Origin of the sequence: Nitrosospira multiformis ATCC 25196 (assembly GCF_000196355.1) — a bacterium.
In the GTDB taxonomy this organism is placed as follows: Bacteria; Pseudomonadota; Gammaproteobacteria; order Burkholderiales; family Nitrosomonadaceae; genus Nitrosospira; species Nitrosospira multiformis.
Genome location: NC_007614.1, coordinates 2,192,103 through 2,219,016, shown reverse-complemented (window position 1 = coordinate 2,219,016; position 26,914 = coordinate 2,192,103). Strand labels below are relative to the sequence as shown.

The window sequence follows — 26,914 nt, the reverse complement described above, 5'->3', positions numbered from 1 at the left end:
TTTCGAAGGGATTGGAGCATGCGTACTTTCCGCGCATAAAAAAGGTTGGGCAGTTTTGCCCAACCTTTTTTGTATCGGGGAGAGTCTTCGAATGAATGAGGGGCCTCGATATCAGGCCGACTCTCTTTTAACCAGGGAAAGGTTTGCATCGGCTGTCAAGCCGCCGAGGAAACGCTGAAATTGACCATCTGCTTTCAATACAGCACGAACGTCGATTATGAGACGTAACTGGCCGCTTTTCAGCCTCAGGAGCTTCAGATAGTTAGGGAAGTCGGGATGAGCAGGCACGGCCACACCGTGCCCCGGGTCCGCGGGATAACCGAGCCAATCAGGTACCAGCCCGGACTGACGCAGGGCTTCCTCCGATTCTTCGAATATGTAGGTGGTAATACCGATTGCAGCGCTCGTCCAGCAGCTGATCGGTACGGGTGACTGCGTCGTCTGAGGATTGGACTTCGCGCCTTTTAGCGGCTCGCGCTTGGGTTCTGCGTTCATAAGACTCCTCTGTGAGAGCGTTCCTGTCAGCGTTCAAAACTTGCTCTCTCTGCCAACGGGTAGAACAGCCCGGGATCGGTCCCTTACAGAGCGGCCTGGCATCCAAGATGTAAAGGGTGAATTATCCGAGAGAGATGGGTGCGTATTCTACTGGTTTTCAACCACGTTGCCCATTGGACTCTAGTACACCCTATCCCTTGATTGAAACCGGAATAGCGGGAGAAGCTCTTCGGACAGGCGAGAGCGCATTGACAACGGACAATGGCAACGGCAGCAGTTGCCCGCAGGCGGTTGCCGCGACCAATTCGGCTGAAATTCCCGCGGTAATCAGTCCACGCGTTCCATGGCCGAGGCTGGTATACAGTCCGGGCAAAAGTTCGCCGACGAGCGGCATGGCGCCTGGAACAGACCCCCTGATAGATGTGCGTCCATCCAATTGCTCAAGCTGCCTGATATCTTGACTTACCTCGTCACTCAACCTGCGGAGGACAGGAGAAATTTCTCGCAGTCTGGATAAGTTTTCCGCATGCTCCGATACATTCAGGTTAATCGATGTATCGTTAAAACGATGGGTTGCTCCCACCATATGTCGTCCTGCAACAGCAGGGGAGAAATAGCCACTCCCGCATACGATGGTGCGGAGATTCTGGCTTGCGGTTGTTGCAGGGATCAAGGTAAGCTGTCCCCGTACCGGGGTTAGCGGCAGATTTGCCAATGCTGGAAGCGATTTCACCTGATATCCGGTGCAAACCACAACTATCTCGGCCTCCAGAGACCACGCTTGCTTCCTCTGATCTTCCGCTTGCACACGCCACCCGTGACTCGTTGGGGTAAGTGATTTTACCGTGCGACCGGTATACAGGGTGATAGCCTGACTGCCAAGCAAGGCTACACAAAGTTGAGGCGGAGCAAGCCAACCGCTACCGGGAAACCAAAGGCCACCATATGAAAGCTCAATTCCCGCAAGGGCCGATGCTTCAGCCGCATCTACTGGTCGGAAAACATGCGCGGGCCAGTCGAGGGTCGCAAGCTTCCCGATTCGTCTTGCTTCTTCGGCGGAGAATGACAGCTGCAGTTCTCCGCATTCACTCCGCATGACGCCATCGACGGGTATTTTTTCGTCAAGCAAGGCGAGCGCATGTCCGTAGGATGCCAGCACAAAGCGGTGCAGGGCGTTCATTCCTGCACTCAGGCGGGCGTGCAGTATACCAATCGGGTTGCCTGACGCACCCGCGCCAAGGGTGTGTGATTCCAGAAGTTCAACTATAAGTCCACGACTGGCCAGCGCCGAAGCAGCGGCGCACCCTGCTATTCCCCCTCCGATAACGATCGCGGTGGTGGGAGCCAGTCGAACGGGAGGGGGGCCAGGAAGGTCACCTTGCAGCATTTCACGCTTATGGCCAAAGCCGGATATTTTTTTGACCTGAAACCCTGCTTGTTCCAAACCGCGACGAACAACGCCGGCACTGGTATAGGTCGCAAAGGTTGCGCCTGCTCGCGACGCCCGCGCAATCCAGTGAAAAATCTGGAGTGTCCACATTTCCGGGTTTCGCGCCGGTGAAAAGCCGTCAAGAAACCATGCATCGATACCGTGCGTTTCAGGCAGCGCCCGGGTCACGTCCTCTATTGCCAGCGTGAGACGCACTCTTCCTCCGGCGAAGCTCCACCGATTCCATCCGGGTACACGCCGCTGCCAGCGCAGCATAAGTTCATCGGCGTATGGGCCCAGTTCGGGCCAAAGCGCGAGCGCTGCGCTCAGTTCTTTTTCATCAAGCGGATATTTTTCAACACTGAAAAAATCAAGACTGGTCCGAAGGGGTGCAATCTGGATGAATAGCCGCCAAGTGCATAAAAAGCTCAATCCTGTGCCGAATCCCGTTTCTCCAATGGAAAACGCGGTATCAGGCTGCAAGGACTCAAAACGGTCCGCAAGCCGGTTGCCCTGCAGGAAGACGTACTGTTTTTCTTCCAGTCCCGAGTCTCTTGAGAAGTAGACGTCACCGAAGCGAGTGGAATACAGTTGTCCGTTTTGCCAGTCAAGCATGCGGGAAGATTCAGCCGGTATGCTGGCGAAAAGCCGGATTCATCATCAATCGACGTTGTCTATGTGCCGGTGCAACCTGACTGGTTCCACTGTTTTCTTGCGTAATCGAAGGTTGAGAAATTCCACAGTGACCGAGAATGCCATGGCGAAGTAGATGTAGCCTTTCGGAACATGAACGTCGAAGCCTTCGACGATGAGGGTAACGCCGACCAGTATCAGGAAGGAAAGGGCAAGGATCTTGATTGTCGGATGCTTCTCTACAAAATCTCCTATTGGTTTGGCCGCCAGTAGCATGACTAGAACCGCGAGAATAATGGCAATAGCCATCAATGTAATGTGGTCGACCAGGCCTACAGCCGTTATGACGGAATCCAGCGAGAATACAATATCTAGGATGGCAATCTGTAGCAGGACCATGCCTACGCTCGTGGCGGAGATGTTCCTGCTGCTGTTATCCGTGCCTTCCAGACTGTTATGTATTTCATGAGTTGCCTTGAACAGGAGAAAGAGCCCTCCCCCGATCAATACGATATCGCGCCCTGAAATGGAATTGCCCAAAATTGCAAACCAGGGTTTGGTCAAGCTCATTACCCAGGAGATCGAGAACAATAGAGCAAGCCGACTCAGCATCGCGAGACTAAGCCCCATCCTTCTGGCAAAATTTCGCTGGGCTTCAGGAAGGCGTCCTACCAGTATTGAGATGAAGATAATATTGTCGATACCTAAAACAATTTCCAACGTAGTCAGCGTCAGCAGTGCAACCCATGCTTCCGGGCTCGTCAGCCACTCAAACATCCCTACTCCTCATTCTCAATTCCCCGTCGCAGACTTTATTGAATGTACTACCGTGATCTTGCTATTTATATCTAGCAAGTATTGATACTGATACAGCGAATGGCCGGATGCCGTAGGTGCCGGAAAGCGGAAATCGTACAATCGGATCAGAAACCTGAGCAGTTCTTCATGTTATCACGCCCAGGCTGACCGCAAACCAGGAATCAGGATCTGTCCAGGTATGCTCGACCTGGAAACCACCAGAGCGGAGCAGGTTTTCGAGATGCTCGACAGTGTATTTGTAACTGTTTTCCGTATGAATCCGTTCACCCCGGTCAAAGTGGAATGTCATATCAAGCGTATCTATCCTGACCGCTTGGCGGCAAGCGCTTTCGAGATGCAGTTCAATGCGCGATTCTGCCTCATTCCAGAATGAGATATGGCAAAACGATTCGGGATCGAAGTGCCCGCTCAGTTCCCGGTTGATCCTGACAAGAAGATTTTTATTGAACAAAGCAGTCACTCCTGCCTCGTCGTTATAAGCAGCATGCATGACATTGATGTCTTTCACGAGATCTGCCCCGAGCAGCAGCTTATCTCCGGTTGACAGGTTTCGTGCAATGTTCTGCAGCAAGGCGATCGCAGCGTCGTTTTCCAGATTGCCGATACTGGAACCGATATAAAGAACGAGGCGCGGCGGAGACTGATGTTCAAGAAATGTCAGGTTGTCGAAATCCCCAAGTTGGGGGTGAACTTTCACCCTGCTCAATTCGCTTTCCACTTCATCCTTGGCCAACTGCAAGGCAGCATCGGAGACATCGAGCGGAAAGTAGTTCACGCCGAATTGCTGCCGCACAAGAGAACGCAGCAGAATTCGAGTCTTGGTCGCGGTTCCGGCCCCAAGCTCGCTGACCGAGACATTGCGGCGCAGATGGCTGCATATTTCCTCCGCATGGACCGTCAGTATGCCCGCTTCCGTTCGAGTAGGATAATATTCCGGCAGACAGGTGATCTGTTCAAACAAGTCGGAGCCGGTAGCATCATAAAGCAATTTTGGCGGTAGACTCTTGGGTGTGCGAGAGAGGCCTTCCAGTACATCTTCGGCGATGGAAGGGAGCGGAGCGGGAATGGATTTCCGGTTGAGGGATTTGGATGTAATCATCATGCAGTCCTGTCATTACTGTCGTTAGCCAAACGTATCCCGGAGAATTGCCAACGCTTCTGGGGCAGAAAGAAATTGCGGTATGACTCCCGTATATGAGAGCGCGGTGTAACGCAGGATCCCCCGCGCAGGACCAGCTGGTTACACATGAATTTCCCGTTGTATTCCCCTTCTGCCCCTGCTGGCGGACGGTAACCAGGATAGGCGGAATAAGGGCTTGAGGTCCATTCCCATACATCGCCCAACATCTGTTGCATGCTCTGTTGTTGCGATTTGGAATGAACGGCTGGCGTGGGATGATAATTTTCGTTTTCAAACAGGTTTGCAAAAATGGTCGAGCATCTGCTGGATCTCGCAGCAGCTTCCCATTCGGATTCCGTTGGCAGCCGGGCGCCCGCCCAACGCGCGAATGCATCCGCTTCGTAAAAGCTTACGTGGCATACCGGTTCGCTCGGATCGAGCGGCACAGTGCCGCCACAGGTATATTGGCTCCAGCCATCGTCCATCTGTTCCCAGTAGAGCGGCGCTGTCCATTGATGCTCGCATACATGGTCCCAGCCATCCGACAGCCATAGTTCCGGTCGCGCATAACCATCATCGGCCATAAACTCCAGGTACTCTTCGTTTGTTACAAGGCGGGAGGCAATGCGGAAGGGACTGAGATAAGTGGGATGCCGCGGTAATTCGTTGTCGAATGCAAAATGGGAGGTATCGTCATCCCCTATCTGGTAGATGCCTTCGTCAAAACAATACCATTTTAACGGTGGAGCAGCCGTTGCGGATGCCACAACGCGTATTCGTTCCGGCTGATAACTGGGCCGCAGGGGATTGCTCCAGAACGCATGTTTGATATCCGTAACGATCAATTCCTGATGTTGCTGCTCATGATTCAACCCCAGTTCGACCAATCGTAAAATTTCGGCTGAAGCTTCACGCAGGAGTAACTCCTCCATGGCATCGTCTACGTAGACACGATAAAGACGAACCTGATCGAGGGTGGGACGGGAAAACGTACCCCGAATAGAGCGATGCGGATGCTTTCCCAGCCGTTTGTAGTACGAGTTGAAGAGGAAGCTGAATCGCTCATCGAAACGGGCATAACCGTGAAAATGCTGTGCGAGGATGAATTCCTCGAAGAACCATGTGGTATGGGCAAGATGCCACTTGGAGGGGCTTGCGTCAGGCATGGACTGGACCATCTGATCATCTGGCCCAAGTGTTTCAACGAGTTTCAGCGTCTGCCTGCGAATTTCACGATATCGTTGAAGCCATGTCGGGAATGGCGATAATTCGACAGGTCGGTTGAGTGTTTTCCGCATGATCATTTATTTATCTAGGTGACATTTATCTATCGTGACGATATTCATTTCAGTTGGAAGGAATATCTTTCCTTTCCTGTAAACAGGCCGATTCCTGCCTTCTTCATTTCTTTATCCCTTAGCGCGGACGAGTTCTAGTTGCAATTCTCCTCAAAGAGAAAGGATGTACTCTGTACGCTTTCAGACATATAAGTTCTGATGATCCTGAATTGCGTGCGATTTGGTGGAAAAGTCAATTTTTGTTCGATACCGCACTGATCCTCTTTCCAGGTTGAAGCATTCTGTATACATCTAAGGCGCTTCGAGGAAGAGAAGGACCGGCACATCGGCAGGAAGCAGCAAGCCGGATCGAAGCGGTGAGGGTGAAATGCAGAAAAGTTCTTACAGGAAGTTCAAGCAGTAACCTTTAAGAATTTACTAATTTCATACTTTCATAGGAGATAGTTATGGCTTATACAGATCGCGATACCTACGGGATGTACAAGAAGTATGGCAAGGAGGAAGGGAAGGGCCCGGGGCCCCGTCTGATGGGTGCGGACACTCTTATTGGCGAGGATGTATACAACACCAAGGACGAAGATCTTGGCGACATCAAGGAAATCATGCTCGATATGAACAACGGCAAAATCGCTTATGCCGTGCTGTCTTTCGGCGGATTTCTGGGAATGGGGGATAAACTCTTCGCCGTGCCCTGGAGCGCGCTGACGCTCGATACAGAGAACAAGCGCTTCATCCTCAACGTGGATAAGGAACGCCTCGACTCCGCACCGGGATTCGATAAGGATGACTGGCCGGATATGGCGGATCCCTCCTGGCAGAACACGATCAATTCCTACTATGGAACGAAGTCTTACATGGATGCAGACTACGAAACCACCTCCAGGAAAGACTATAAGACCTCTGCCCATCGAAACAATGAAAGGATCATTCCGGTTGCACCGGTCGGCGCTGACCACGTGCAAGACAAAACCGACGATACCTTTCACACGCACAAATAAAAACTGTTAGGTAGTATCAAGTAAAGAAGGGGTGCAGGGTATCCTGCACCCCTTGTTTTATGAGGTTGCATACAGCTTGACCTCCTCATGCGGCGAAGGCGGTCATCATGCTTTAAACCGCATATCCGTTACAGGCTGATTAAATGATCTGTCAAATAGCCTGTAAACTCGCATAAATGCAATCCATCCCCTATTGGCGTCTTTCCGGCTTCTATTTCTTCCATTTTGCCTTTATTGGCGCCTTTGCTCCTTACTGGACCCTTTACCTCAAATCCCTTTCTTTCGCTTCCTTTCAGATCGGGGTGCTCATGTCCCTGCTGCATGTCACTCGCATCTTTGCCCCGGCTGCATGGGGCTGGCTTGCAGATCACGTCGGCAAGCGAATGTTCATTGTACGCTCGGCTGCAATTGCAGGCTTGGTCAGCTACTGTGGCGTTTTTCTCGGCGAGTCCTATAGCTGGCTGTTTGTGGTCATGGCGCTGATGAGTTTTTTCTGGAGCGCTTCCCTGCCGTTGATCGAGGCAACCACACTTTCATACCTGGGAGAAAACATCACAAAATACGGACTCATCCGGGTGTGGGGTTCAGTAGGATTCATTCTGGCGGTAACCGGGGTTGGTTATCTGCTGGATGCGACCAGCATCAGCTCGCTGCTATGGGCTGTCCTTGGCTTCAAGCTCGGTATTGTCTTTTTTTCACGACTGATTCCTGAAGTCGGGACAGCAACGCATCCTGCCACCGAGCATTCCATTCCACAAATATTCCGGCGGCCAGAAGTACTGGCCTTTTTTGCAGCGTGCCTGTTGATGGTGTTTGCGCACGGCCCCTACTACACCTTTTATTCGATCTATCTTGTCGAGTACGGATACAGCAAAAGTCTCGTAGGCTGGCTGTGGGCCACAGGGGTTATCTGTGAGATCGGCATATTTTTCCTGATGCCGCAGTTGATGCGCCGATTCCGCATGAAACAGATCATGGTGTTCAGTTTCAGCTGTGCCGTAGCACGCTTCCTGATGATAGGCTGGGGCGTGGAATGGCCGTTTGTCATATTTTCTGCACAGGTGCTGCATGCCGCAACCTACGGGGCGCATCACGCCACCGCCATGATGGTGGTGCATCGGCTCTTCGGTGGGCGCCACCAGGCGAAGGGGCAAGCCCTCTACACCAGTCTCACATTCGGGCTCGGCGGCACTATTGGGGGCATATTCAGCGGTTATTCGTGGGATTGGCTGGGGGCAGGACTCACTTTTACGATCAGTGCGATGGCCGTGTCGCTGGGCTTGGGGCTGGTAGTCTGGAAGATGGACATCGACGGGTCCGCGTGACAATTGCGTACTCTTGCTGTTCCTTGATATTTCATTATGGGATAATGAAACATTGAGATTTGAAGCCGTTATTCCCATTTTCCACAAAAATGCAAACGTTATACGACAAACTCTGGCAAAGCCATGTGGTGCATGAAGAATCCGATGATGCGGAAGGCATGGCGCTGCTATATATCGATCGTCACCTCGTGCACGAGGTGACCAGCCCCCAAGCGTTCGAAGGGTTGAAGCTGGCCGGACGCAAGCCGTGGCGCCTCAATTCCATTCTGGCGGTAGCAGACCACAACGTGCCGACCACCGGGCGAGATCATGGCATCAGTGATCCGGTATCTCGCCTGCAAGTGGAAACGCTCGATCAGAATTGTGAGGAATTGGGCATCACCGAATTCAGAATGAACGATCAGCGCCAAGGCATCGTGCATGTCATCGGACCGGAACAGGGTGCCACCCTGCCAGGAATGACAGTGGTTTGCGGCGACTCGCATACAAGCACGCATGGCGCTTTTGGCTGCCTTGCCTTTGGCATAGGTACTTCCGAGGTGGAGCATGTGCTGGCGACGCAGTGCTTGCTGGCGAAGAAATCCAGAACGATGCAGATCGTGGTAGATGGCAACCTGGGCAATGGCATTACCGCCAAGGATGTGGCGCTTGCCGTGGTCGGCAGGATCGGTACTGCCGGAGGTACAGGCTATGCGATCGAGTTTGCCGGCAGCGCGATTCGTGGGCTGTCGATGGAAGGGCGCATGACGCTCTGCAATATGGCGATCGAGGCGGGTGCGCGTGCGGGAATGGTGGCAGTGGATGATGTCACCATTGAATATCTCCGGGGCCGTCCCTTTGCGCCTAAAGGCGATCTCTGGGAAAAAGCGGTGGCCTACTGGCGTACCCTGAAGAGTGACGAGGGTGCGAGCTTTGACAAGGGGGTTCAACTGGACGCCGCCTCGATCAAGCCGCAGGTAACCTGGGGAACTTCCCCCGAAATGGTTGCGACAGTGGATGGAAAGGTGCCTGATCCGACAGAAATCGCGGATGCGGTGAAGCGTCACGACATGGAGCGGGCGCTCAAATACATGGCGCTGGCTCCCAACACCCCGATCAGTGAAATTCGCCCCGATAAAATATTCATCGGTTCCTGCACGAATGCGCGCATAGAGGATTTGCGCGCCGCCGCCGAGGTGGTGAGGGGCCGTCGCATTGCGAAGAGCATCAAGCTTGCAATGGTCGTACCAGGATCGGGCCTGGTCAAGCATCAGGCAGAGCAGGAGGGGCTGGACAGGATATTCCGCGATGCGGGCTTTGAATGGCGCGAACCGGGTTGCTCGATGTGCCTGGCGATGAATGACGACAGGCTGGAGCCCGGCGAACGGTGCGCTTCCACTTCCAATCGCAACTTTGAGGGCAGGCAGGGTCCCGCGGGGCGTACTCACCTGGTGAGCCCTGCGATGGCCGCCGCTGCCGCAGTCGCGGGACATTTTGTGGATGTAAGGGAAATATATTAGAATTCCAGTACAACAATAACGGTTTTTTATACTACTACAGGGAGTTGTGATGCGAACGCTGACGATGATGCTTGCCTTGATCGCTGCCTTTGGCCTGTCTGCCTGCCACACCATTCAGGGAGTAGGCAAAGACGTTCAAAGCGGCGGAGAAGCACTGGAAAAATCTGCAAAATAATTGCAAAACGGTAATCAGCAGTGAAAAAGTTTCATTCATGCGAGGGAGTGGTGGTCCCACTGGATCGGGCGAACGTCGACACCGACGCCATCATTCCCAAACAGTTTCTGAAATCCATCAAGAGGTCCGGCTTCGGGCAAAACCTCTTCGATGAATGGCGATACCTGGATCATGGCGAGCCAGGCATCGACCCTGCCACTCGTAAACTCAACCCTGAATTTGTGCTTAACCTGCCGCGTTACCGCGATGCCCGGCTACTCCTCGCCCGCGCCAATTTCGGTTGCGGATCCAGCCGGGAACATGCTCCCTGGGCATTGCAGGATTACGGCTTTGAGGTAATCATTGCCCCCAGTTTTGCCGATATTTTTTTCAACAACTGCTTCAAAATAGGTTTGCTTCCCATCGTGCTCGACACCTCACAGGTGGATCAGTTGTTCCGCGAGGTCGAGGCCATCGAAGGGTACCGATTGCTCGTCAATCTGGAGCAGCAATCGGTGACCACTCCTGCCGGAGAATCTTTCTCCTTCGATATCGATCCTTTCCGCAAGCATAGTCTGCTGAATGGTCTGGACGAAATCGGCCTCACGTTGCAGCACGCGGACAAAATCCGCGCGTTCGAAGAAAAACGCCGCGCAGAACAGCCGTGGCTGTTCGCCTGACAGACTTTCCCCTTTAAAAGGACCTTATGAAAATAGCAATTCTGGCCGGAGATGGTATCGGCCCGGAAATTGTCGCGCAAGCGGTGCGCGTGCTGGAAACGCTGAGAAGCGATGGATTGAAGCTGGAACTGGAACAGGGATTGCTGGGCGGATGTGCTGTAGATGCAGCGGGCGAGCCTTTTCCCGCGGCAACGCGCACATTGGTGGCTCAGGCGGACGCCGTGATCCTGGGGGCAGTGGGCGGCCCGCGATATGACGGGCTGCCCCGGCAGCTCAGGCCGGAGCAAGGCCTTCTTGGCATACGGAAGGCCTTGAACCTGTTTGCCAATCTCCGGCCTGCGGTACTTTATCCTGAACTTGCCGATGCCTCCACGCTGAAGCCCGAGGTGGTGTCCGGACTCGATATCCTGATCGTGCGCGAGTTGACCGGGGATATTTACTTTGGTGAGCCACGCGGGATTGAATTACGGAATGGTCAGCGCATCGGCTACAATACCATGATTTACAGCGAAGCCGAGATCCGGAGAATAGCGCGGGTGGCTTTCCAGGCAGCGCGCAAGCGCAGTCGCAGGCTGTGCTCTGTCGACAAGATGAACGTACTGGAATCAACCCAGCTGTGGCGCGACGTGGTGACCGAAACGGCAGGTGAATATCCGGACGTGGAGCTTTCGCACATGCTGGTGGACAATGCGGCCATGCAGCTTGTACGCAATCCCCGGCAGTTCGATGTGGTTGTGACAGGCAATATGTTCGGGGACATCCTGTCGGATGAAGCATCCATGTTGACCGGTTCGATCGGCATGCTGCCTTCGGCATCGCTCGATGAGCGGAACAAGGGGCTTTATGAACCCATACACGGTTCTGCTCCCGATATCGCCGGCAAGGACGTGGCGAATCCTCTGGCCACCGTCCTTTCAGTTGCGATGATGCTGCGCTATACCTTCGATCGGGAGGAGGAGGCATCCCGAATCGAACGGGCAGTGAAAAAGGTGCTGGCTGATGGATACCGGACGGCGGATATTTACGAGCCAGGAAAGATGAAAATCGGAACCGCAGCAATGGGTGATGCGGTTCTGGCAAGTTTGTAGCAACGACACTTCATATCCTGTGGTTGATCAACCACGATTTCTTCCAAAAGAGAGATATCAATGAAACGAGTGGGTTTTATCGGTTGGCGTGGCATGGTAGGGTCGGTTCTCATGCAACGTATGCGGGAAGAAAATGATTTTGCATTGGTCGAGCCAACTTTCTTTTCCACTTCGCAGAAGGGCGGCAAAGCACCGGACATCGGCCAGGAGGCTCCGCCGCTGAAGGACGCGAATGATATAGGCGAGCTCAAGTCCATGGACATTCTGATTTCCTGTCAGGGAGGGGATTATACCGGCGCGATTTTTCCCCGGCTGCGGGAAGCAGGCTGGCAGGGTTACTGGATCGATGCAGCCTCCACGCTGCGGATGAAAGATGATGCTGTCATCATACTGGACCCGGTCAACATGCCCGTTATCGAACAGGCTCTGCACGATGGGATAAAGAATTATATCGGAGGCAATTGCACCGTCAGCCTGATGCTGATGGCCATGAACGGGCTCTTCAAAGAAGAACTGGTGGAATGGATGAGCGCCATGACTTATCAGGCAGCTTCCGGCGCCGGGGCGCAGAACATGCGGGAATTGCTTCTGCAAATGGGCGAAGCCCATCGCGTGGCGAAAAATCTGCTGGATGACCCTGCGGCCGGAATACTCGACATCGACCGTGAAGTGGCGGGAACACTTCGTGATGAAAATTTTCCAACCGAGAATTTCGGTGTGCCGCTTGCAGGCAGTCTCATCCCCTGGATAGACAGGGATTTGGGCAACGGGCAGACACGGGAAGAGTGGAAGGGGCAATCCGAGACAAACAAAATACTGGGGCGTGGTGAACGAACGGTTCCCGTGGACGGTATCTGTGTGCGTGTAGGGGCCATGCGTTGCCACAGCCAGGCGCTGACCGTGAAGCTGAAGAAGGATGTTCCGCTGGATGAGGTGGAAGACGTGCTTGCCGCTTCGAACAGTTGGGTAAGGGTCGTTCCCAATGAGCGGGAGCATACCTTGAAAGAGTTGACTCCCGCTGCGGTTACCGGCAAGCTGACAATACCGGTTGGCCGGTTGCGCAAGCTTGCCATGGGCGGCGAGTATCTTTCTGCATTCACTGTGGGAGACCAGTTGCTTTGGGGGGCCGCAGAGCCGCTGCGCAGAATGCTCAGAATTCTGGTGGCGGCCTGAGAATCGCTAGAAGCGGCAAAGGCGCGCGGTGAATCAAGACATCGTGCCGCCTGATTTCCATCTTCCGGAGCTTCCCCTGCGCCTTTTCGAGAGTCATTTTCCCGCAGTCGTCCGATTGAAGATTGCCTATCGTTCGATGGCAACCCGCTTTCTTCGTAAACGAAACCCGCCGGATGCGCGTCTTGCATGCACGCAGCCGATGTCTGACCACGTTTCCGATCTTCGTCAAGGGATAGGGCATTATTCCTCCCTGAGAGTATACTGCCGTGCAGAAGTCGAGGTTTAAGTGCAGTCTGTTTTTTTCATTTCTGGCCGCCGTGATGTCGGTGGAAGCCAGTCACGCAGCAGGCCTGGGAAGGCTGACTGTCAATTCCGTGCAAGGACAGCCGTTCAGAGCAGAAATCGATCTTGTGGGGGTAACAACAGAAGAGAAATTTTTCCTGAATGCCCACCTTGCATCACATGATGTCTTCCGCAAGGTAAATGTCGATTATTCTCCGCTTTTATCCACGTTTAAAACCACTATTGAAACCCATCCAGATGGTCAGCCTTATATCAGGATTGTTTCTCGGCAACCCGTTGACGAACCGTTCCTGAATATCCTGATTGAGCTGAACTGGGCGTCGGGACGTTTGTTGCGTGAATATACAGCCTTGCTCCCCCTTGCCGAAACGAGTGCATCCTCCCGGGAAAATGAGTCAGCTCAGCCGACACCGCATTGCTATCCGCGTATTGACTCTGCAGAGGGTAAAACAGATCCGGCTATAGCCCACGATGGCTTCTCATCAAGACAAACCGGACTCCCTTCAGGACTCTCCGCGTCAAACTCGTCCTATCGGATCTACGGTCCCGTAAAACCGGGCGATACCTTATCAGGAATCGCAAAAAATATTGCGCTTCCTCCTGAAGCAAGCTTCAATCAGGTGTTGGTGGCCCTGTTTCGCGCAAACCGCGAGGCGTTCTTTGGCGACAACATGCATCAGCTCAAGATGGGATTCGTCCTGAGAATACCCGACAGCAGCGAAATCAGTACGATAACAGCAGGAGAAGCCGATCAGGAAGTGAGGATGCATACAGCCGAGTGGCACAAAAAACAGTCTTCTGGAACAGATGAACGGGAAAAAGAAGAGGAACCGCTGCCGTGGGCACTCGTTCTGTAGCGGGAAAGCATAAGAGTCGTACAGGATGGCTTGTGCGAAAGCGGTGGGCAATGACGGACTACCCAATCAGCGCCCAATGTCACGCTGGAGAGCGTCTGCTTATACGTCATTACTTCCGTTTCCCGAAAAGTGTTTAAAAATTCCCTGGACGTGCCGGTACAAGTATCACCAGAATCACGATGGTAGCTTTACCGTGAGAATCGCAATGGTGCTGGAGTATGACGGCAGCAATTTCTGCGGCTGGCAAAGCCAGCCAGGGGGAAATACCGTGCAGGATGCCGTGGAAGCGGCCTTGTCTGAAATTGCAGGCGAGGCTATCCGAGTAGTGACGGCAGGGAGAACCGACGCAGGGGTTCATGCGATCTACCAGGTGCTGCATTTCGATACTCGGGCGGAGCGACCTATGAATGCATGGGTGCGGGGTGCAAACGCCCTGCTGCCCAGCGGCATTGCCCTGCTATGGGCATCCCCTACTGCAGACGATTTTCATGCCCGCTACTGTGCGCTTGAGCGTTGTTACCTCTACCTGTTACTGAACCACCCAGTGCGGCCGGGCCTTCATCAGCACCGAGTCGGCTGGTATCACCATCCGCTCCGTCTCGAATCCATGCAGATGGGGGCACAAATGCTGGTGGGCGAACACGATTTCAGCGCCTTTCGGGCTGCTGCATGCCAGGCCAAATCCCCTGTACGCACCCTGACAAAACTGGAAGTTACGCGAGTGGGAAACATGGTTGCGTTTGAGCTGCGCGCTAATGCATTTTTGCACCACATGGTACGGAATATCGTCGGTTGTCTGGTCTATGTAGGTAAAGGTAAATTTCGTCCTGACTGGATAGGGAAACTGCTTGAAAACGGGAAGCGCAGCGAAGCTGCACCGACTTTTTCCGCTTCCGGGTTATACTTGGCAGGGGTTGCCTATGATGCGAGGTGGAAGCTGCCACCCTTTGTCGAGCCCCCTCTGACCGCAATAGTGCCGGGCACAAACAGGCCGGCTATCCTCACATCATGGGCGACAAGTGGCGGAAACCCAGTTGCGGGCGCAACACCGGAAGTCAGGGATATATGTCGATTCGAGTAAAAGTTTGCGGTATAACCCGAGTGGAAGATGCGCTTGCGGCAGTGCATCTCGGAGCGAATGCCGTGGGCTTTGTCTTCTGGGAGCAGAGCGCGCGCTATATTTCACCGGCTGAAGCGCGCGGAATCGTGTCCACGCTGCCGCCATTCGTTACTTCAGTGGGTGTCTATGTCGACCCTGAGGCGGGGTGGGTAGACGAAAGCATTTCGGTTGCCGGCCTGAACCTGTTGCAATTTCACGGTAGCGAAAGCCCCGAGTTCTGCCAGCAATTTTCGCTTCCCTATATAAAGGCGGTAAGAGTCAGGCCGGGGCTGGATTTGCTACAATACGCATCCCTTTATACGGGAGCCACCGGTTTGCTGCTGGATACGTATGTGGAAGGGGAACCGGGGGGAACCGGAGAGGCGTTTGACTGGAACCTGATTCCGCGCAATTTGCCGCTGCCGCTGATTCTTTCGGGGGGACTACACGCAGGCAACGTTACGAGCGCAATCCAGCAGGCCCATCCTTGGGCGGTGGATGTGTCCAGTGGCGTGGAAGCCGCGAAGGGCATTAAAGATTCGGGGAAAATTGCAGCATTCATGCGAGGAGTTGGAATCAGTGAAAGTCTATGATCTTCCGGACAGTCATGGGCACTTTGGTCCGTATGGCGGCATCTTTGTCGCTGAAACGCTGATCTCGGCACTGGAGGATTTACGCATACAGTACGAGCGCTATCGCAGCGACGCCGACTTTCAGGCAGAATTCGCCCATGAACTCAAGCATTATGTGGGACGCCCGACTCCCATCTATCATGCAAAACGATGGTCTGCGCAGCTGGGGGGCGCCCAGATCCTGCTCAAGCGCGAGGACCTGAACCATACGGGCGCCCACAAAATCAATAATGCGATGGGACAGGCGCTGCTGGCAAGGCGCATGGGCAAATCGCGGGTAATAGCCGAGACCGGCGCAGGCCAGCATGGTGTTGCCACGGCCACGGTCGCAGCGCGGTATGGGATGGAGTGTGTCATCTACATGGGATCGGTCGATGTGGAGCGCCAGGCTGCCAATGTTTACCGGATGAAGCTTCTGGGTGCGGAGGTCATACCGGTCGAATCCGGCTCACGCACGCTGAAGGATGCTTTGAACGAGGCCATGCGCGACTGGGTGACCAATGTTGCGGATACCTTTTACATCATCGGTACTGTGGCCGGACCTCATCCCTATCCCATGATGGTACGGGATTTCCAGGCGATCATCGGGCGCGAGGCCATAACCCAGATGCAGGAGGATTACGGACGGCAGCCCGATGCCCTGATCGCCTGCGTGGGGGGGGGGTCAAATGCCATCGGGCTTTTTTATCCCTACCTCGACAGCAGCATCCGGATGATCGGAGTGGAAGCGGCCGGACACGGCGTGGAGACGGATCAGCATGCCGCTACCCTGACGAAGGGACGCCCTGGCGTGTTGCACGGCAATCGCACTTACCTCATCCAGGATGAGAATGGGCAGATCGTCGAAACACATTCCATTTCGGCAGGCCTGGATTATCCCGGCGTAGGGCCGGAGCATGCCTGGCTCAAGGACAGCGGACGGGCCGAATATTTCGGAATAACCGACGAGCAGGCTCTGGAAGCCTTCCACGCACTGTGCCATTACGAAGGGATCATTCCCGCGCTCGAATCCAGTCATGCGCTGGCTTATGCAGCCCGGCTCGCGCCTGCCCTCACTTCCGACAAGTTGCTGCTGGTGAACCTCTCGGGGCGTGGGGACAAGGATATGCCCACCGTGGCGCGCGCTTCGCATATCACCTTCTAACCTGCAAAGTCCATTCATGTCCCGTATTTCCACCCTGTTTGGCAAACTGCTCCAGAATCGGAGAAAGGCGCTCATTCCTTTTATTACTGCTGGCGATCCCGAACCCGGAATGATGGTTCCACTGATGCATGAACTGGTGCAGGCTGGCGCCGATGTCATCGAACTGGGTGTTCCATTTTCTGATCCGATGGCGGATGGACCAACGATTCAGCGCTCTTCCGAGCGTGCGCTGAAACATCGCGTTTCGTTGCAGGACGTATTGGCAATGGTGGGAGAATTCAGGGAAAGTGATTCCAGCACGCCGGTTGTGCTGATGGGCTACGCCAATCCGGTCGAAGCGATGGGCTACGATGCTTTCACGGCAAGATCAAAGGCGTGCGGAGTGGATGGCGTGCTGATTGTGGATTATCCTCCGGAAGAATCGGTGAAATGGGTGGAATACCTGAAACGTCAGAATATCGCTCCCATTTTCCTGCTTTCTCCCACTACGCCGCAGCAGCGCGTCGAGCGGGTGGCCTCCCTGGCGGAAGGATACGTGTACTACGTTTCGCTGAAAGGCGTTACCGGTTCGCTTCACCTCGATTTGCATGACGTGGCCGAGAAACTCGACGGACTGCGTTCCCGCATTTCCATTCCTATCGGAGTGGGCTTTGGCATACGTGACGGCGCAACCGCCCGGGCAGTGGCGGAGCTTGCCGATGCAGTGGTGGTGGGAAGCCGCATCATCGAAGAAATTGAAAGGTCGCCCAAGGCGGAGGTGTTAACAAATGTCCATCGTCTGGTAAAAAGTCTGCGAATTGCAATAGACGCAGCAAGTCCTGCACCATCAGCCGCCGTTAAACTTACACACTTATGAGCTGGTTTCAGAAACTTCTTCCGCCCAAGATCAAGCGCAAGGAAAGCGGTGAAAAGAAAGCGGTGCCTGAGGGACTGTGGAGCAAATGCGCCTCCTGCGAGGCAGTGCTTTACTATTCCGATCTGGGGAACAATCTCAATGTCTGCCCCAAGTGCGGTCATCACAACCGGATCTCCGCGCGCGTGCGGCTCGACCTGTTTCTGGATCCAGAGAATCGGCGCGAAATCGGGGCGGAAGTTCACCCGCTCGATCCCCTTAAATTCAAGGATAGCAAGCGTTACTCCGACAGGCTGGCGGAGGCGAAAAGAGAGACTAACGAAGATGACTCCCTGGTGGTGATGCAGGGCAGCGTCAAGACAGTTCCCGTCGTTGTCGCCGCATTCGAATTCGGTTTCATGGGGGGTTCGATGGGATCAGTCGTCGGCGAACGCTTCATACGGGGTGTGCAAACGTGTGTCGACCGGCGTCTGGCCTTTGTATGCTTCGCGGCGAGTGGCGGGGCGCGCATGCAGGAAGGCCTGCTGTCGCTCATGCAGATGGCCAAAACCACCGCTGTACTGACCCGGCTGAGCCGCGAAGGACTTCCGTTCATTTCGGTCCTGACGGACCCTACCATGGGCGGTGTGTCTGCAAGTTTTGCTTTCATTGGTGATGTAGTGATTGCTGAACCAGGCGCTCTGATCGGTTTTGCGGGACCGAGAGTGATCGAGCAGACAGTGCGGCAGACCCTGCCGGAAGGATTTCAGCGTTCCGAGTTCCTGCTGGAACACGGAGCAATAGATATGATCGTCGATCGCCGGCGCATGCGCGACAAGATCGCCAATTTGTGCACGTTGCTGATGCACGCTTCCCCTCCCGCGCTCTGAGCATTTTCACTCGACGCATAATCATACTTACCGTGCCATCGCGGGCATGAGCACTTTCTCCTTTGCTTCCGCAACGCTGCCAGAGTGGCTGGACTACCTGGAACGCCTGCATCCCGCAGCTATCGAAATGGGACTGGAGCGGATACGGCGCGTCCAGGCGGAACTGGAGCTCGAACCTTCATTTCCCATCATTTCCGTTGCGGGCACCAACGGGAAGGGATCGACATGCATGATGCTGGAAGCCATTCTGAGCCATGCCGGATATCGGGTCGGATGCTATACCTCCCCTCATTTGCTGCGATATAACGAACGCGTGCGAATCGACCGGAAGGAGGCAAGCGATGATGAGCTGTGCGAGGCTTTCCGCGCTGTCGAATCGGCGCGGATGAATAGCGCCGTATCCCTGACCTATTTCGAGTTTGGCACACTGGCCGCCATGTACTTGTTCAGTCAGGCCGAAGTGGAAGTTGCAATTCTGGAGGTGGGATTGGGCGGGCGGCTGGATGCGGTCAATGTGTTCGAGGCCGATTGCGCGGTCCTTACCAGCGTGGATTTCGATCATATGGATTATCTGGGCAATACGCGTGAACAGATCGGATTCGAAAAGGCCGGAATTTTCAGGTCAGGGAAGGCCGCAATCTGTTCCGAACCGGACCTGCCCATAAGCGTGCGTCGTCATGCGGAATCGATCGGCGCCGACCTCATGCATATCGGAGAGCACTTCGGTTATTCAACCGCTCCACAGTCCTGGAGCTATTGGCGGAACGGCGAGAGCAGGCATGCACTCCCTTATCCGGCCTTGCGCGGCGCCTATCAGTTGAAAAATGCCAGTGCGTGCCTCGCCGCCCTGGATTCCCTGAAAGATACATTGCCGGTTACCTTGAGCGACATTCGTCATGGTTTGCTGGAAGTGGTTTGGCCAGCCCGGTTTCAGGTGTTGCCTGGACAGCCGGTCAGGGTGCTCGATGTTGCCCATAATCCAGGCGCGGCACGCGCATTGGCCGCCAGCCTCGATAGCATGGGGCGTTATCCCAGAACGTACGCGGTATTTGCAATGCTCGGGGATAAAGATATCGCAGGCGTGGTACGGGAGTTGAGGTCCAGCGTGGATGTCTGGCTGGTATCGGGTATTGACGCTCCAAGAGGCGCTACGGCGGACGAAGCCGCCACGCAGGTTGCCCAGGCGCTGCAAATCGCCGAGCCGCTCCCGGGGAATGCAGGAGAAGGCGCCGCCCATACCATCCGCAAGTTCCGCAATCCATCCGAGGCATATGCTTACGCCTGTGAGCAGGCAGCCAGAAATGATAGAATTTGTGTTTTCGGCTCATTCCATACCGTGGCTGAAGTGTTAAGGAACAGAATTGAGCGCGGGTAGATTTCCTGATATCTAATGGCAAAAACCATCACAGAAGAAGAGATTCAGCTAAGAAAGCGCGCCAGACGACGCCTGGTGGGGGCAATCGTCCTGGCAACCGCGGCAGTGGTGGTATTGCCGATGATCCTTGACAGCAAGCCCGACCGGCGCGGTCATGAAATCGACATACACATTCCGTCTGAGGATTCAGTGGAAGAGCTTGCCGCCGAATCTGCTTCCCCCGTAAATACACCTCCCACAGCCGCTCCATCCATATCTCAGCCTGAGGGTGGGCCGGAGCAGGCAGGCGGGATATCCGGCAAGAATATAACCGCTGTACCTCCCAGTGAAACGCCTGCCTCCATTAACGAAAAGGCCCGTGCAAACCCTGCGCCTGCTGCTCCGCGTAGCGTAGCGGCGGCTACAAACACGGCTCCCGCCGTTTCCCGAGTGGAAACGGCCAGTAAAAACGCCACCCCGCCTGCTTCGCGGGAAACATCATTTGTGGTGCAGTTAGGGGCTTTTTCTACGCCGGCAAAAGCGGCCCGACAATCGGAAAGGATCGCTTCACAGAATTTCTCCGCCTATACTGAAATCGTGAAGGCCGGCAAGGAGGAAGTAACCCGCGTGCGCGTCGGTCCTTTCGCGACGCGCGAGGAGGCTGAGAAAACACGGGAAAAACTGAAGAACCTGGGATTCGAAGGTGTGGTTACAGAAAAGTAGGTGAGGATCATGAGACCCTTTACATACGACATCGTGTTTCTGCCATGTTTACCGGTGATCTGACCGGCTTCGATTACGCTGTACTGGCGATACTGGTTGTGTCAATCCTGCTCAGCGTATCGCGAGGGGTCGTGCGCGAAATATTGTCCCTGGTCAGCTGGATAGTCGCATTCATGGTGGCGAATTCCTTTGCCGCAGGATTCGCGCCCATGGTGCCTTCATCCATCGGCGGAGAATCGCTGCGCATCCTGCTGGCTTTCATTGCATTATTCCTGATAACCCTGGTGGCGATGGGTCTCGTGACCATGCTGACTTCAGCCTTGGTCCAGACGGTAGGATTGGGTTTCACCGATAGGTTTTTCGGCTCCCTGTTCGGTTTTATCCGCGGGTTGGTAGTGGTGCTGGTGATCGTGCTGGCAGCAGGTCTTACCGCAGTGCCGCAGGAGCCCTTCTGGCGAAAAGCAGTACTGAGCAAGCACCTGGAGGCTGTAGCAATGGTCGTGCTGCCCTGGTTGCCGCAGGATTTGTCCAGGCGCATCCACTATGCGGAACTGAAGCGCAAGCAATAGGGCAGTAAACCGAATGCGCAGGATTCCACTCACTGAACTCGTGCAACTTTTCGTATAGCGTCGATCTAAGTCATTTTTGCGGAGTGCATTCATGTGTGGAATTCTGGGTTTAGTTTCGCATGCTCCCGTCAACCAGTTACTCTACGATGGGTTGCTGGTGCTGCAGCATCGTGGTCAGGATGCGGCCGGGATTGTTACCGCCCAGGGGAATACTTTCCACATGCACAAGAACAGCGGCCTCGTGCGCGACGTGTTCCGCACGCGGAATATGCGCGCCTTGCTGGGGAATATGGGGATCGGCCAAGTGCGCTATCCTACCGCAGGTTCCGCCGAGTCCCCTGCAGAAGCGCAGCCGTTTTATGTCAACTCACCCTTCGGAATCGTACTCGGGCATAACGGCAATCTGACCAATTCCGCACAGCTCAACGACGAGTTGTTCCGCGAGGATTTACGGCACGTCAACACCAATTCGGATTCGGAAGTGCTCCTTAATGTGCTGGCCCACGAGTTGCAGAGGAGCACGAAAAACCACCAGCTTGATCCCGCCGCTATTTTTGCCGCCGTATCCGGCGTGCACGAGCGTTGCAAAGGCGCCTACGCCGTCATAGCAATGATTGCGGGTTACGGATTGCTCGCGTTCCGCGACCCTTATGGTATTCGCCCCCTTGTGTTCGGGTGCGCGGAAACGGAGCATGGGACGGAATATCTGGTAGCGTCCGAGAGTGTGGCGCTCGATACTCTGGGATTCAAGCTGGTGAGGGATGTTGCGCCGGGCGAGGCAATTTTTATTGATGACACCGGCAATTTTTACAGTAAGCAGTGCGCGTCCAACCCCTCGCACAATCCCTGCATCTTCGAGTATGTCTATCTCGCACGCCCGGATTCAGTCATAGACGGAATTTCAGTCTATGAAACGCGGCTCAACATGGGAGAGAGTCTGGCCGATAAAGTCAAAGCCACGATGGGTCATCTCGATATCGATGTAGTCATTCCGATTCCCGATTCCAGCCGTCCCAGCGCCTTGCAGCTTGCCAACCGCCTGGGCATAAGTTTTCGTGAAGGTTTCGTAAAAAACCGCTACATCGGGCGAACCTTTATCATGCCGGGCCAGCAGTTGCGCCGTAAATCGGTCCGCCAGAAGCTCAATGCCATGGGGGTGGAGTTTCGCGGAAAAAATGTGTTGCTGGTGGATGATTCGATCGTACGCGGCACTACCAGCCGCGAAATCGTCCAGATGGCGAAGGAAGCCGGTGCGAACAAGGTATTCTTTGCTTCTGCTGCCCCCCCCGTGCGGTTTCCCAACGTTTATGGCATCGATATGCCTACGCGCCACGAACTCATTGCCACGGGGCGGGACGACGAGGAAATATGCCGGGAAATTGGCGCCGATTATCTGGTGTATCAGGAACTCGATTCTCTCATTAAAGATGTGGGCCGTGTCAATCCGTCGATCTCGCAGTATGAGACCTCATGTTTCGACGGACGCTACATTACCGGGGATGTAACGCCGGAATACCTGGCCGTCCTGGAGGCGCAACGCAGTGGCGGCGCTCCTCTTACCGAGAGACGTTCCAGCACGCAACTCGACCTGAATCTCGTGACAGCGAATTAATGAAGATTTGACAAAAGCAGGTACCGAGCGTACCTTCAGGGCAGGCGCCGATTTGATCTTCAGCTTGCGGGCGCAGTATAAATTCAGCTAAAGCGGGAAAACCCGTTTTTTAGCGAAAGCTGAACGGGTTTTTTATTGGGAATTTGAGGGAGATGTCGGGCATGTCTGACGATTTTGAGCTGGAAACACTGGCGCTGCATACGGGCATACATCGCAGCCAATTCAATGAACACTCGGAGGCCTTATTCCTGACTTCGAGTTTCGTCTTCGACAGTGCCGCTCAGGCGGCAGCACGTTTTTCCGATGCGGAACCGGGTAACATCTATTCGCGTTTTACCAACCCCACGGTTACCGCTTTTCAGGAAAGACTGGCCGCCCTGGAGGGGGCGGAAGCCTGTGTCGCCACCTCCTCAGGCATGTCGGCCATTCTTGCCTGCACGATGGGTCTCCTCCGTGCTGGAGACCATATCGTGGCTTCGCGCAGCCTGTTCGGTGCGACCGTCAGCCTGTTCAACAATATCCTCAAGCGCTTCAACATCGAAACGACGTTTGTTTCCGCTACGGATGTTTCCGCCTGGGAAGCAGCGGTGAGACCAGCCACCCGGTTGCTGTTCATGGAAACGCCCTCCAATCCGCTGACAGAGATTTCCGACATTGCCGCGCTTGCAGCCGTAGCCAGGAAGGCGGGCGCGTGGCTCGCCGTGGACAATTGTTTCTGCTCTCCCGCGCTGCAACGTCCATTGGAATGGGGCGCAGACCTCGTGATTCACTCTGCAACCAAATATCTTGAGGGCCAGGGCCGGGTATTGGGTGGGGCGGTGCTGGGCAAGCGCGATCTGGTGATGGACGGGGGAATATTCGGTTTTCTGCGCACTGCCGGACCGACCCTGAGCCCGTTCAATGCCTGGGTGATCCTGAAGGGCATGGAAACCCTGAACCTTCGGATGGAAAGGCATTCCGAAAATGCGCTGGAAATTGCGCGCTGGCTGGAAGCCCAGCCCGGCGTAGCCAAAGTCCACTATCCCGGCTTGCCATCGCATCCGCAGTACGAGCTTGCCAGCCGCCAGCAGAAAACCGGGGGGGGAATCGTTTCATTCGAATTGAAGAATGGAAGAGAAGCGGCATGGAGGGTGGTGGATTCTGTTCGCATGATTTCCATCACCGCCAACCTGGGAGATGCCAAGAGCACCCTTACCCATCCTGCCACCACCACGCATGGGCGGATCAGCCAGGAAAACCGGGATGCGGCTGGCATTACCGAGGGCTTGCTGCGCATTGCAGTGGGACTTGAAGCGGTAAAAGACATAAAGGCCGATCTCGCAAGGGGCTTGACCCGGTAGAGGGGAGTAAGGGAATACGTGCCTTCAAGGGCGCTATCGCCCTGGACGCCCTGGATTAGGTTAGCCGGAGGGGTTTCCTTTCAGTTCCGCATTATCGGCCTCTTTTCTACACCTCCTGCCGAATAAAGGTGCTGTTTTTCACGCCGTCTCATTGCTAATGCACCAGCTGGTTGATTTCCATGATGGGGAGCAGTATGGCAAGCACGATCATCAGCACCACGCCCCCCATTACCAGGATCATTACTGGTTCCAGCAGCGTTAAAAAGACGCCCAGTCGCCGTTCCAGCGCCTGGGCTTCGAGCTGGGCGGCGCGTTCGAGCATTTCTTTCAGCTTGCCGCTCATTTCCCCGCTTGCCACCAGATGCACAAGCAGGGGCGGAAACACGCGGGTTTCCCGCAGCGCTCTGGAGAGGCTCGCGCCTTCGCGGACCTGTTCGATGGTATTTTCGATCGCTTTACGCATGACCATGCTGCTCATCACGCGGGCACCGGAGCTGAGAGCTTTAAGAAGCGGCACACCTCCTCCGACCAGAATGGAAAGCGTGCTGGCGAAACGGGATGTGTTGCTGCTGCGAATCAACGATCCCAGCCATGCGGTGCGCAGCAGCAGAGCGTGCCATCGGTATCTGATGTTCTCATGCCGTAGCGCGACGCGTGCGGAAAGTGCCCCGCCGACAATGGCAATAATCAGATAAGGCCATGACATGAGAAGGAAATCACTCAACCCGATCAGTGCGCGAGTCAGGAGGGGCAGGCTCTGGCGAGAATGCTGGAATACCTGCACTACCTGGGGAACCACATACATGAGCAGGCCGGCAACAATGATAATGGCAATGATGGTCACCAGTGCCGGGTAAAGGAGCGCAAGACTGGTTTTCTGTTTTAGTGTCTGACGTGCATCGAGATACTCGGCAAGATGACGCAGTACCAGCGGCAATGTGCCCGATTCTTCCCCACCATGCACCAGCGCCCGATAGAAATCGGGAAAACTCCTGCTGTAGCTGCCCAGCGCGGCGGAGAGGGAAAGCCCCGCGATCACCTCTGTTTTGACACCGCCGAGCACTTCGCGTGTCATCGGCTCCTCGGCGGATTCGATCAGTGCAGCAAGCGACTGCTCGACTGTCAGACCGGCGGTCAGCAAAGTAGCCATCTGCCGTGTCAGCAAATTCAGCTCCTCCGGACGCAGGCCTCGGACCCAGGGTGCCTGACCGCCCTCGCGAGCGCGGACCTGATCGACGGTCGAAGGCAGCAAGCCTTGCGCGCGCAACTGTGCCCGCGCCTGGCGCGCGGTATCAGCCTGCAGCACACCCGTTACCTTGCGGCCTTCGGGATCAAGCGCTTCGTAGCGGTACGCTTCCATATGGAACTGCTATTCGCGTGTTACACGCACGACTTCCTCCAGGCTGGTGATGCCCTGGGTAGCGAGGCGCATGCCGTCGTCACGTAACGAGCGCATTCCGGCGGAAATCACATATTCTCGCAGGTCTTGTTCGGAAGCGCGATCATGAACTCTCCGGCGCAGGTCGTTGTCAACCGCGAGCAACTCATAAATCCCGGTGCGTCCCTGATAGCCGGAGTGATTGCATGCCGCACAGCCCTGCGCCTTGTATAAAATTCCGGAAGCCGAAAAAGAGCTCGGGGATTTTCCCATGGCCTCGTCCCAGGGCTGGCGGCATTCCAGACAGAGCCGCCGCACCAGACGCTGCGCACCTACGCCGATGAGACTCGATGCCAGCAGAAACGGCTCGACTCCCATGTCGACAAGCCGGGTCACGGCGCTTATCGCATCATTGGTATGCAGAGTCGCAAATACCAGATGGCCCGTAAGGCTGGCCTGCACCGCGATCTGTGCGGTTTCGAGGTCGCGAATCTCTCCAATCATGATGACATCCGGGTCTTGCCGCAGGATTGTCCGCAAGGCGCGCGCAAACGTCATTTCGATTCGCGGATTGACCTGAGTCTGACTGATGCCGTCAAGATCGTACTCGATGGGGTCCTCAACCGTCATGATGTTGAGCGACGCGGAATCCAGCCTCGACAGGGCGGCGTAAAGCGTGGTTGTTTTACCCGATCCGGTGGGGCCGGTTACGAGAATAATGCCATGGGGCTCGCGAATAAGCCTGTCCATGCGAGTCAAGGTGATTTCATCCATGCCAAGCCGAGGGAGGTCCAGGCGGCCAGCCTGCTTGTCCAGCAAACGCAATACGGCGCGTTCGCCGTGTGCGGTGGGGATGGTGGATACGCGCACGTCGACTGGCCTGCCTGCCATCCTCAATGTAATCCGGCCGTCCTGCGGAAGGCGTTTTTCCGCAATGTCGAGCTGCGCCATGATCTTGATGCGTGAGATGAGGGCGGCATGTAATGCGCGCGCCGGTTCGATCAGGTCGCGCAATGTGCCGTCCACTCGCAACCGTACAACCGAGCGTGTTTCATATGGCTCAATGTGGATATCGGAAGCCGCGGTGCGTAACGCCTGTGTAAAGAGCGCGTTGATCAGCCGGATGACAGGAGCATCATCCTGGCTTTCGAGCAGGTCCTCGACCTTCGGCAGTTCCTGCAGTAATCTCGAGAGGTCTATATCCTGTGCGAGATCATCTGCGAGTGCGGCGGCGCCTTCGTTTGCGCCGTTATACAGCACCGCAACGATCTCGTTGAACTCGTCGGTAGCGAGGCGTCGCGCCCGCAGAGGCACGCCCAGAACGCGACGCAACTCCGCCAGTGCCCCGGCCTGGACTTCGCCGCGCACCACCACCTCTGCGTGATCGCTCGTGACGCTCGTCACGGCCACTCCATTTGTCTTGACAAAGACATAAGGAATCCTGTCAGACGCCATGATTGCGGCCCGGTT

26 protein-coding genes are annotated in these 26,914 nt (G+C 55.2%); 18 read left to right on the top strand and 8 right to left on the bottom strand.

Annotated features, from left to right (window positions below; all coding sequences use genetic code 11):
• Positions 1 to 111 precede the first annotated feature (111 nt).
• The 5 genes from NMUL_RS10090 to egtB form a co-directional block, all read right to left on the bottom strand.
• Positions 112 to 495, bottom strand: a complete 384-nt coding sequence (locus tag NMUL_RS10090) for a hypothetical protein (protein WP_011381243.1) — start codon at positions 493 to 495, stop codon at positions 112 to 114.
• Positions 496 to 685: 190 nt separating this feature from the next.
• Positions 686 to 2,539 carry a bifunctional tRNA (5-methylaminomethyl-2-thiouridine)(34)-methyltransferase MnmC2/FAD-dependent 5-carboxymethylaminomethyl-2-thiouridine(34) oxidoreductase MnmC1 gene (gene mnmC / locus NMUL_RS10085; RefSeq protein WP_011381242.1) on the bottom strand — a complete coding sequence of 618 codons (1,854 nt, stop codon included), beginning with the start codon at positions 2,537 to 2,539 and terminating at the stop codon, positions 686 to 688.
• A gap of 45 nt (positions 2,540 to 2,584) precedes the next feature.
• The gene (locus NMUL_RS10080) at positions 2,585 to 3,334 is read right to left on the bottom strand and encodes a TerC family protein (protein WP_011381241.1); all 750 of its coding nucleotides are present in this window, start codon (positions 3,332 to 3,334) and stop codon (positions 2,585 to 2,587) included.
• 166 nt (positions 3,335 to 3,500) lie between these two features.
• Positions 3,501 to 4,478, bottom strand: a complete 978-nt coding sequence (gene egtD / locus NMUL_RS10075; RefSeq protein WP_011381240.1) for an L-histidine N(alpha)-methyltransferase — start codon at positions 4,476 to 4,478, stop codon at positions 3,501 to 3,503.
• A complete protein-coding gene (gene egtB, locus NMUL_RS10070) occupies positions 4,475 to 5,800 on the bottom strand; it encodes an ergothioneine biosynthesis protein EgtB (RefSeq protein WP_011381239.1) in 1,326 nt (441 codons plus the stop codon). The genes egtD and egtB overlap by 4 nt, the downstream gene beginning before the upstream one ends.
• Positions 5,801 to 6,240: 440 nt before the next feature.
• On the opposite strand from egtB, the gene NMUL_RS10065 reads away from it, so the two are divergent.
• From NMUL_RS10065 to asd, 7 genes are all read left to right on the top strand, one after another.
• A complete protein-coding gene (locus NMUL_RS10065) occupies positions 6,241 to 6,792 on the top strand; it encodes a PRC-barrel domain-containing protein (RefSeq protein ID WP_011381238.1) in 552 nt (183 codons plus the stop codon).
• A gap of 176 nt (positions 6,793 to 6,968) precedes the next feature.
• Positions 6,969 to 8,117 carry an MFS transporter gene (locus NMUL_RS10060; RefSeq protein WP_011381237.1) on the top strand — a complete coding sequence of 383 codons (1,149 nt, stop codon included), beginning with the start codon at positions 6,969 to 6,971 and terminating at the stop codon, positions 8,115 to 8,117.
• A gap of 89 nt (positions 8,118 to 8,206) precedes the next feature.
• On the top strand, positions 8,207 to 9,616 hold the full coding sequence (leuC, locus tag NMUL_RS10055; protein ID WP_011381236.1) for a 3-isopropylmalate dehydratase large subunit: 1,410 nt from the start codon (positions 8,207 to 8,209) through the stop codon (positions 9,614 to 9,616).
• A 49-nt stretch (positions 9,617 to 9,665) separates the two neighbouring features.
• Positions 9,666 to 9,791: an entericidin A/B family lipoprotein gene (locus tag NMUL_RS10050; RefSeq protein WP_011381235.1), complete on the top strand. Its 126-nt coding sequence runs from the start codon at positions 9,666 to 9,668 to the stop codon at positions 9,789 to 9,791.
• A gap of 20 nt (positions 9,792 to 9,811) precedes the next feature.
• A complete protein-coding gene (gene leuD, locus NMUL_RS10045) occupies positions 9,812 to 10,450 on the top strand; it encodes a 3-isopropylmalate dehydratase small subunit (protein WP_011381234.1) in 639 nt (212 codons plus the stop codon).
• Between the two features lie 26 nt (positions 10,451 to 10,476).
• Complete coding sequence (gene leuB / locus NMUL_RS10040) at positions 10,477 to 11,538, top strand: 3-isopropylmalate dehydrogenase (RefSeq protein ID WP_011381233.1); 1,062 nt, start codon at positions 10,477 to 10,479, stop codon at positions 11,536 to 11,538.
• A gap of 60 nt (positions 11,539 to 11,598) precedes the next feature.
• Positions 11,599 to 12,711 carry an aspartate-semialdehyde dehydrogenase gene (asd, locus tag NMUL_RS10035; RefSeq protein WP_011381232.1) on the top strand — a complete coding sequence of 371 codons (1,113 nt, stop codon included), beginning with the start codon at positions 11,599 to 11,601 and terminating at the stop codon, positions 12,709 to 12,711.
• Here the strand turns inward: asd and NMUL_RS10030 are convergent.
• The gene (locus tag NMUL_RS10030) at positions 12,689 to 12,952 is read right to left on the bottom strand and encodes a hypothetical protein (RefSeq protein WP_011381231.1); all 264 of its coding nucleotides are present in this window, start codon (positions 12,950 to 12,952) and stop codon (positions 12,689 to 12,691) included. The genes asd and NMUL_RS10030 overlap by 23 nt on opposite strands.
• A gap of 79 nt (positions 12,953 to 13,031) precedes the next feature.
• Here NMUL_RS10030 and NMUL_RS10025 point away from each other — a divergent pair, with 79 nt between their 5' ends.
• The 11 genes from NMUL_RS10025 (at position 13,032) to NMUL_RS09975 (ending at position 24,066) form a co-directional block, all read left to right on the top strand.
• Positions 13,032 to 13,871, top strand: coding sequence for a type IV pilus assembly protein FimV (locus NMUL_RS10025; protein WP_011381230.1), 840 nt, complete (start codon positions 13,032 to 13,034; stop codon positions 13,869 to 13,871).
• A gap of 193 nt (positions 13,872 to 14,064) precedes the next feature.
• Complete coding sequence (truA, locus tag NMUL_RS10020; protein WP_080557694.1) at positions 14,065 to 14,952, top strand: tRNA pseudouridine(38-40) synthase TruA; 888 nt, start codon at positions 14,065 to 14,067, stop codon at positions 14,950 to 14,952.
• Positions 14,937 to 15,563 carry a phosphoribosylanthranilate isomerase gene (locus tag NMUL_RS10015; RefSeq protein ID WP_011381228.1) on the top strand — a complete coding sequence of 209 codons (627 nt, stop codon included), beginning with the start codon at positions 14,937 to 14,939 and terminating at the stop codon, positions 15,561 to 15,563. Before truA ends, NMUL_RS10015 begins: the two co-directional genes overlap by 16 nt.
• Complete coding sequence (gene trpB, locus NMUL_RS10010; RefSeq protein WP_011381227.1) at positions 15,550 to 16,746, top strand: tryptophan synthase subunit beta; 1,197 nt, start codon at positions 15,550 to 15,552, stop codon at positions 16,744 to 16,746. The genes NMUL_RS10015 and trpB overlap by 14 nt, the downstream gene beginning before the upstream one ends.
• 16 nt (positions 16,747 to 16,762) lie before the next feature.
• Complete coding sequence (gene trpA, locus NMUL_RS10005) at positions 16,763 to 17,602, top strand: tryptophan synthase subunit alpha (protein WP_011381226.1); 840 nt, start codon at positions 16,763 to 16,765, stop codon at positions 17,600 to 17,602.
• The gene (gene accD / locus NMUL_RS10000) at positions 17,599 to 18,468 is read left to right on the top strand and encodes an acetyl-CoA carboxylase, carboxyltransferase subunit beta (RefSeq protein WP_011381225.1); all 870 of its coding nucleotides are present in this window, start codon (positions 17,599 to 17,601) and stop codon (positions 18,466 to 18,468) included. Before trpA ends, accD begins: the two co-directional genes overlap by 4 nt.
• A gap of 46 nt (positions 18,469 to 18,514) precedes the next feature.
• Positions 18,515 to 19,843, top strand: coding sequence for a bifunctional tetrahydrofolate synthase/dihydrofolate synthase (gene folC, locus NMUL_RS09995; protein ID WP_011381224.1), 1,329 nt, complete (start codon positions 18,515 to 18,517; stop codon positions 19,841 to 19,843).
• A gap of 15 nt (positions 19,844 to 19,858) precedes the next feature.
• Positions 19,859 to 20,545, top strand: a complete 687-nt coding sequence (locus NMUL_RS09990; protein ID WP_011381223.1) for an SPOR domain-containing protein — start codon at positions 19,859 to 19,861, stop codon at positions 20,543 to 20,545.
• A 44-nt stretch (positions 20,546 to 20,589) separates the two neighbouring features.
• Positions 20,590 to 21,114 carry a CvpA family protein gene (locus tag NMUL_RS09985; RefSeq protein WP_011381222.1) on the top strand — a complete coding sequence of 175 codons (525 nt, stop codon included), beginning with the start codon at positions 20,590 to 20,592 and terminating at the stop codon, positions 21,112 to 21,114.
• A 91-nt stretch (positions 21,115 to 21,205) separates the two neighbouring features.
• Positions 21,206 to 22,726 carry an amidophosphoribosyltransferase gene (gene purF / locus NMUL_RS09980; RefSeq protein WP_011381221.1) on the top strand — a complete coding sequence of 507 codons (1,521 nt, stop codon included), beginning with the start codon at positions 21,206 to 21,208 and terminating at the stop codon, positions 22,724 to 22,726.
• A gap of 161 nt (positions 22,727 to 22,887) precedes the next feature.
• The gene (locus NMUL_RS09975; protein ID WP_041352542.1) at positions 22,888 to 24,066 is read left to right on the top strand and encodes an O-succinylhomoserine sulfhydrylase; all 1,179 of its coding nucleotides are present in this window, start codon (positions 22,888 to 22,890) and stop codon (positions 24,064 to 24,066) included.
• 154 nt (positions 24,067 to 24,220) lie between these two features.
• Here the strand turns inward: NMUL_RS09975 and gspF are convergent, their stop codons facing one another.
• Both gspF and gspE read right to left on the bottom strand, forming a co-directional pair.
• Positions 24,221 to 25,426 (bottom strand): type II secretion system inner membrane protein GspF, encoded by a 1,206-nt coding sequence (gene gspF, locus NMUL_RS09970; protein ID WP_011381219.1) that lies wholly within the window; start codon positions 25,424 to 25,426, stop codon positions 24,221 to 24,223.
• A gap of 9 nt (positions 25,427 to 25,435) precedes the next feature.
• Complete coding sequence (gene gspE / locus NMUL_RS09965; protein WP_011381218.1) at positions 25,436 to 26,899, bottom strand: type II secretion system ATPase GspE; 1,464 nt, start codon at positions 26,897 to 26,899, stop codon at positions 25,436 to 25,438.
• Positions 26,900 to 26,914: the final 15 nt, after the last annotated feature.

Coding starts and splice junctions, on each gene's coding strand:
- NMUL_RS10090 (WP_011381243.1), bottom strand. CDS start 495: ATGAACGCAGAACCCAAGCGCGAGCCGCTAAAAGGCGCGAAGTCCAAT.
- mnmC (WP_011381242.1), bottom strand. CDS start 2,539: ATGCTTGACTGGCAAAACGGACAACTGTATTCCACTCGCTTCGGTGAC.
- NMUL_RS10080 (WP_011381241.1), bottom strand. CDS start 3,334: ATGTTTGAGTGGCTGACGAGCCCGGAAGCATGGGTTGCACTGCTGACG.
- egtD (WP_011381240.1), bottom strand. CDS start 4,478: ATGATGATTACATCCAAATCCCTCAACCGGAAATCCATTCCCGCTCCG.
- egtB (WP_011381239.1), bottom strand. CDS start 5,800: ATGATCATGCGGAAAACACTCAACCGACCTGTCGAATTATCGCCATTC.
- NMUL_RS10065 (WP_011381238.1), top strand. CDS start 6,241: ATGGCTTATACAGATCGCGATACCTACGGGATGTACAAGAAGTATGGC.
- NMUL_RS10060 (WP_011381237.1), top strand. CDS start 6,969: ATGCAATCCATCCCCTATTGGCGTCTTTCCGGCTTCTATTTCTTCCAT.
- leuC (WP_011381236.1), top strand. CDS start 8,207: ATGCAAACGTTATACGACAAACTCTGGCAAAGCCATGTGGTGCATGAA.
- NMUL_RS10050 (WP_011381235.1), top strand. CDS start 9,666: ATGCGAACGCTGACGATGATGCTTGCCTTGATCGCTGCCTTTGGCCTG.
- leuB (WP_011381233.1), top strand. CDS start 10,477: ATGAAAATAGCAATTCTGGCCGGAGATGGTATCGGCCCGGAAATTGTC.
- asd (WP_011381232.1), top strand. CDS start 11,599: ATGAAACGAGTGGGTTTTATCGGTTGGCGTGGCATGGTAGGGTCGGTT.
- NMUL_RS10030 (WP_011381231.1), bottom strand. CDS start 12,952: ATGCCCTATCCCTTGACGAAGATCGGAAACGTGGTCAGACATCGGCTG.
- NMUL_RS10025 (WP_011381230.1), top strand. CDS start 13,032: ATGTCGGTGGAAGCCAGTCACGCAGCAGGCCTGGGAAGGCTGACTGTC.
- NMUL_RS10015 (WP_011381228.1), top strand. CDS start 14,937: ATGTCGATTCGAGTAAAAGTTTGCGGTATAACCCGAGTGGAAGATGCG.
- trpA (WP_011381226.1), top strand. CDS start 16,763: ATGTCCCGTATTTCCACCCTGTTTGGCAAACTGCTCCAGAATCGGAGA.
- accD (WP_011381225.1), top strand. CDS start 17,599: ATGAGCTGGTTTCAGAAACTTCTTCCGCCCAAGATCAAGCGCAAGGAA.
- folC (WP_011381224.1), top strand. CDS start 18,515: ATGAGCACTTTCTCCTTTGCTTCCGCAACGCTGCCAGAGTGGCTGGAC.
- NMUL_RS09990 (WP_011381223.1), top strand. CDS start 19,859: ATGGCAAAAACCATCACAGAAGAAGAGATTCAGCTAAGAAAGCGCGCC.
- NMUL_RS09985 (WP_011381222.1), top strand. CDS start 20,590: ATGTTTACCGGTGATCTGACCGGCTTCGATTACGCTGTACTGGCGATA.
- purF (WP_011381221.1), top strand. CDS start 21,206: ATGTGTGGAATTCTGGGTTTAGTTTCGCATGCTCCCGTCAACCAGTTA.
- NMUL_RS09975 (WP_041352542.1), top strand. CDS start 22,888: ATGTCTGACGATTTTGAGCTGGAAACACTGGCGCTGCATACGGGCATA.
- gspF (WP_011381219.1), bottom strand. CDS start 25,426: ATGGAAGCGTACCGCTACGAAGCGCTTGATCCCGAAGGCCGCAAGGTA.
- gspE (WP_011381218.1), bottom strand. CDS start 26,899: ATGGCGTCTGACAGGATTCCTTATGTCTTTGTCAAGACAAATGGAGTG.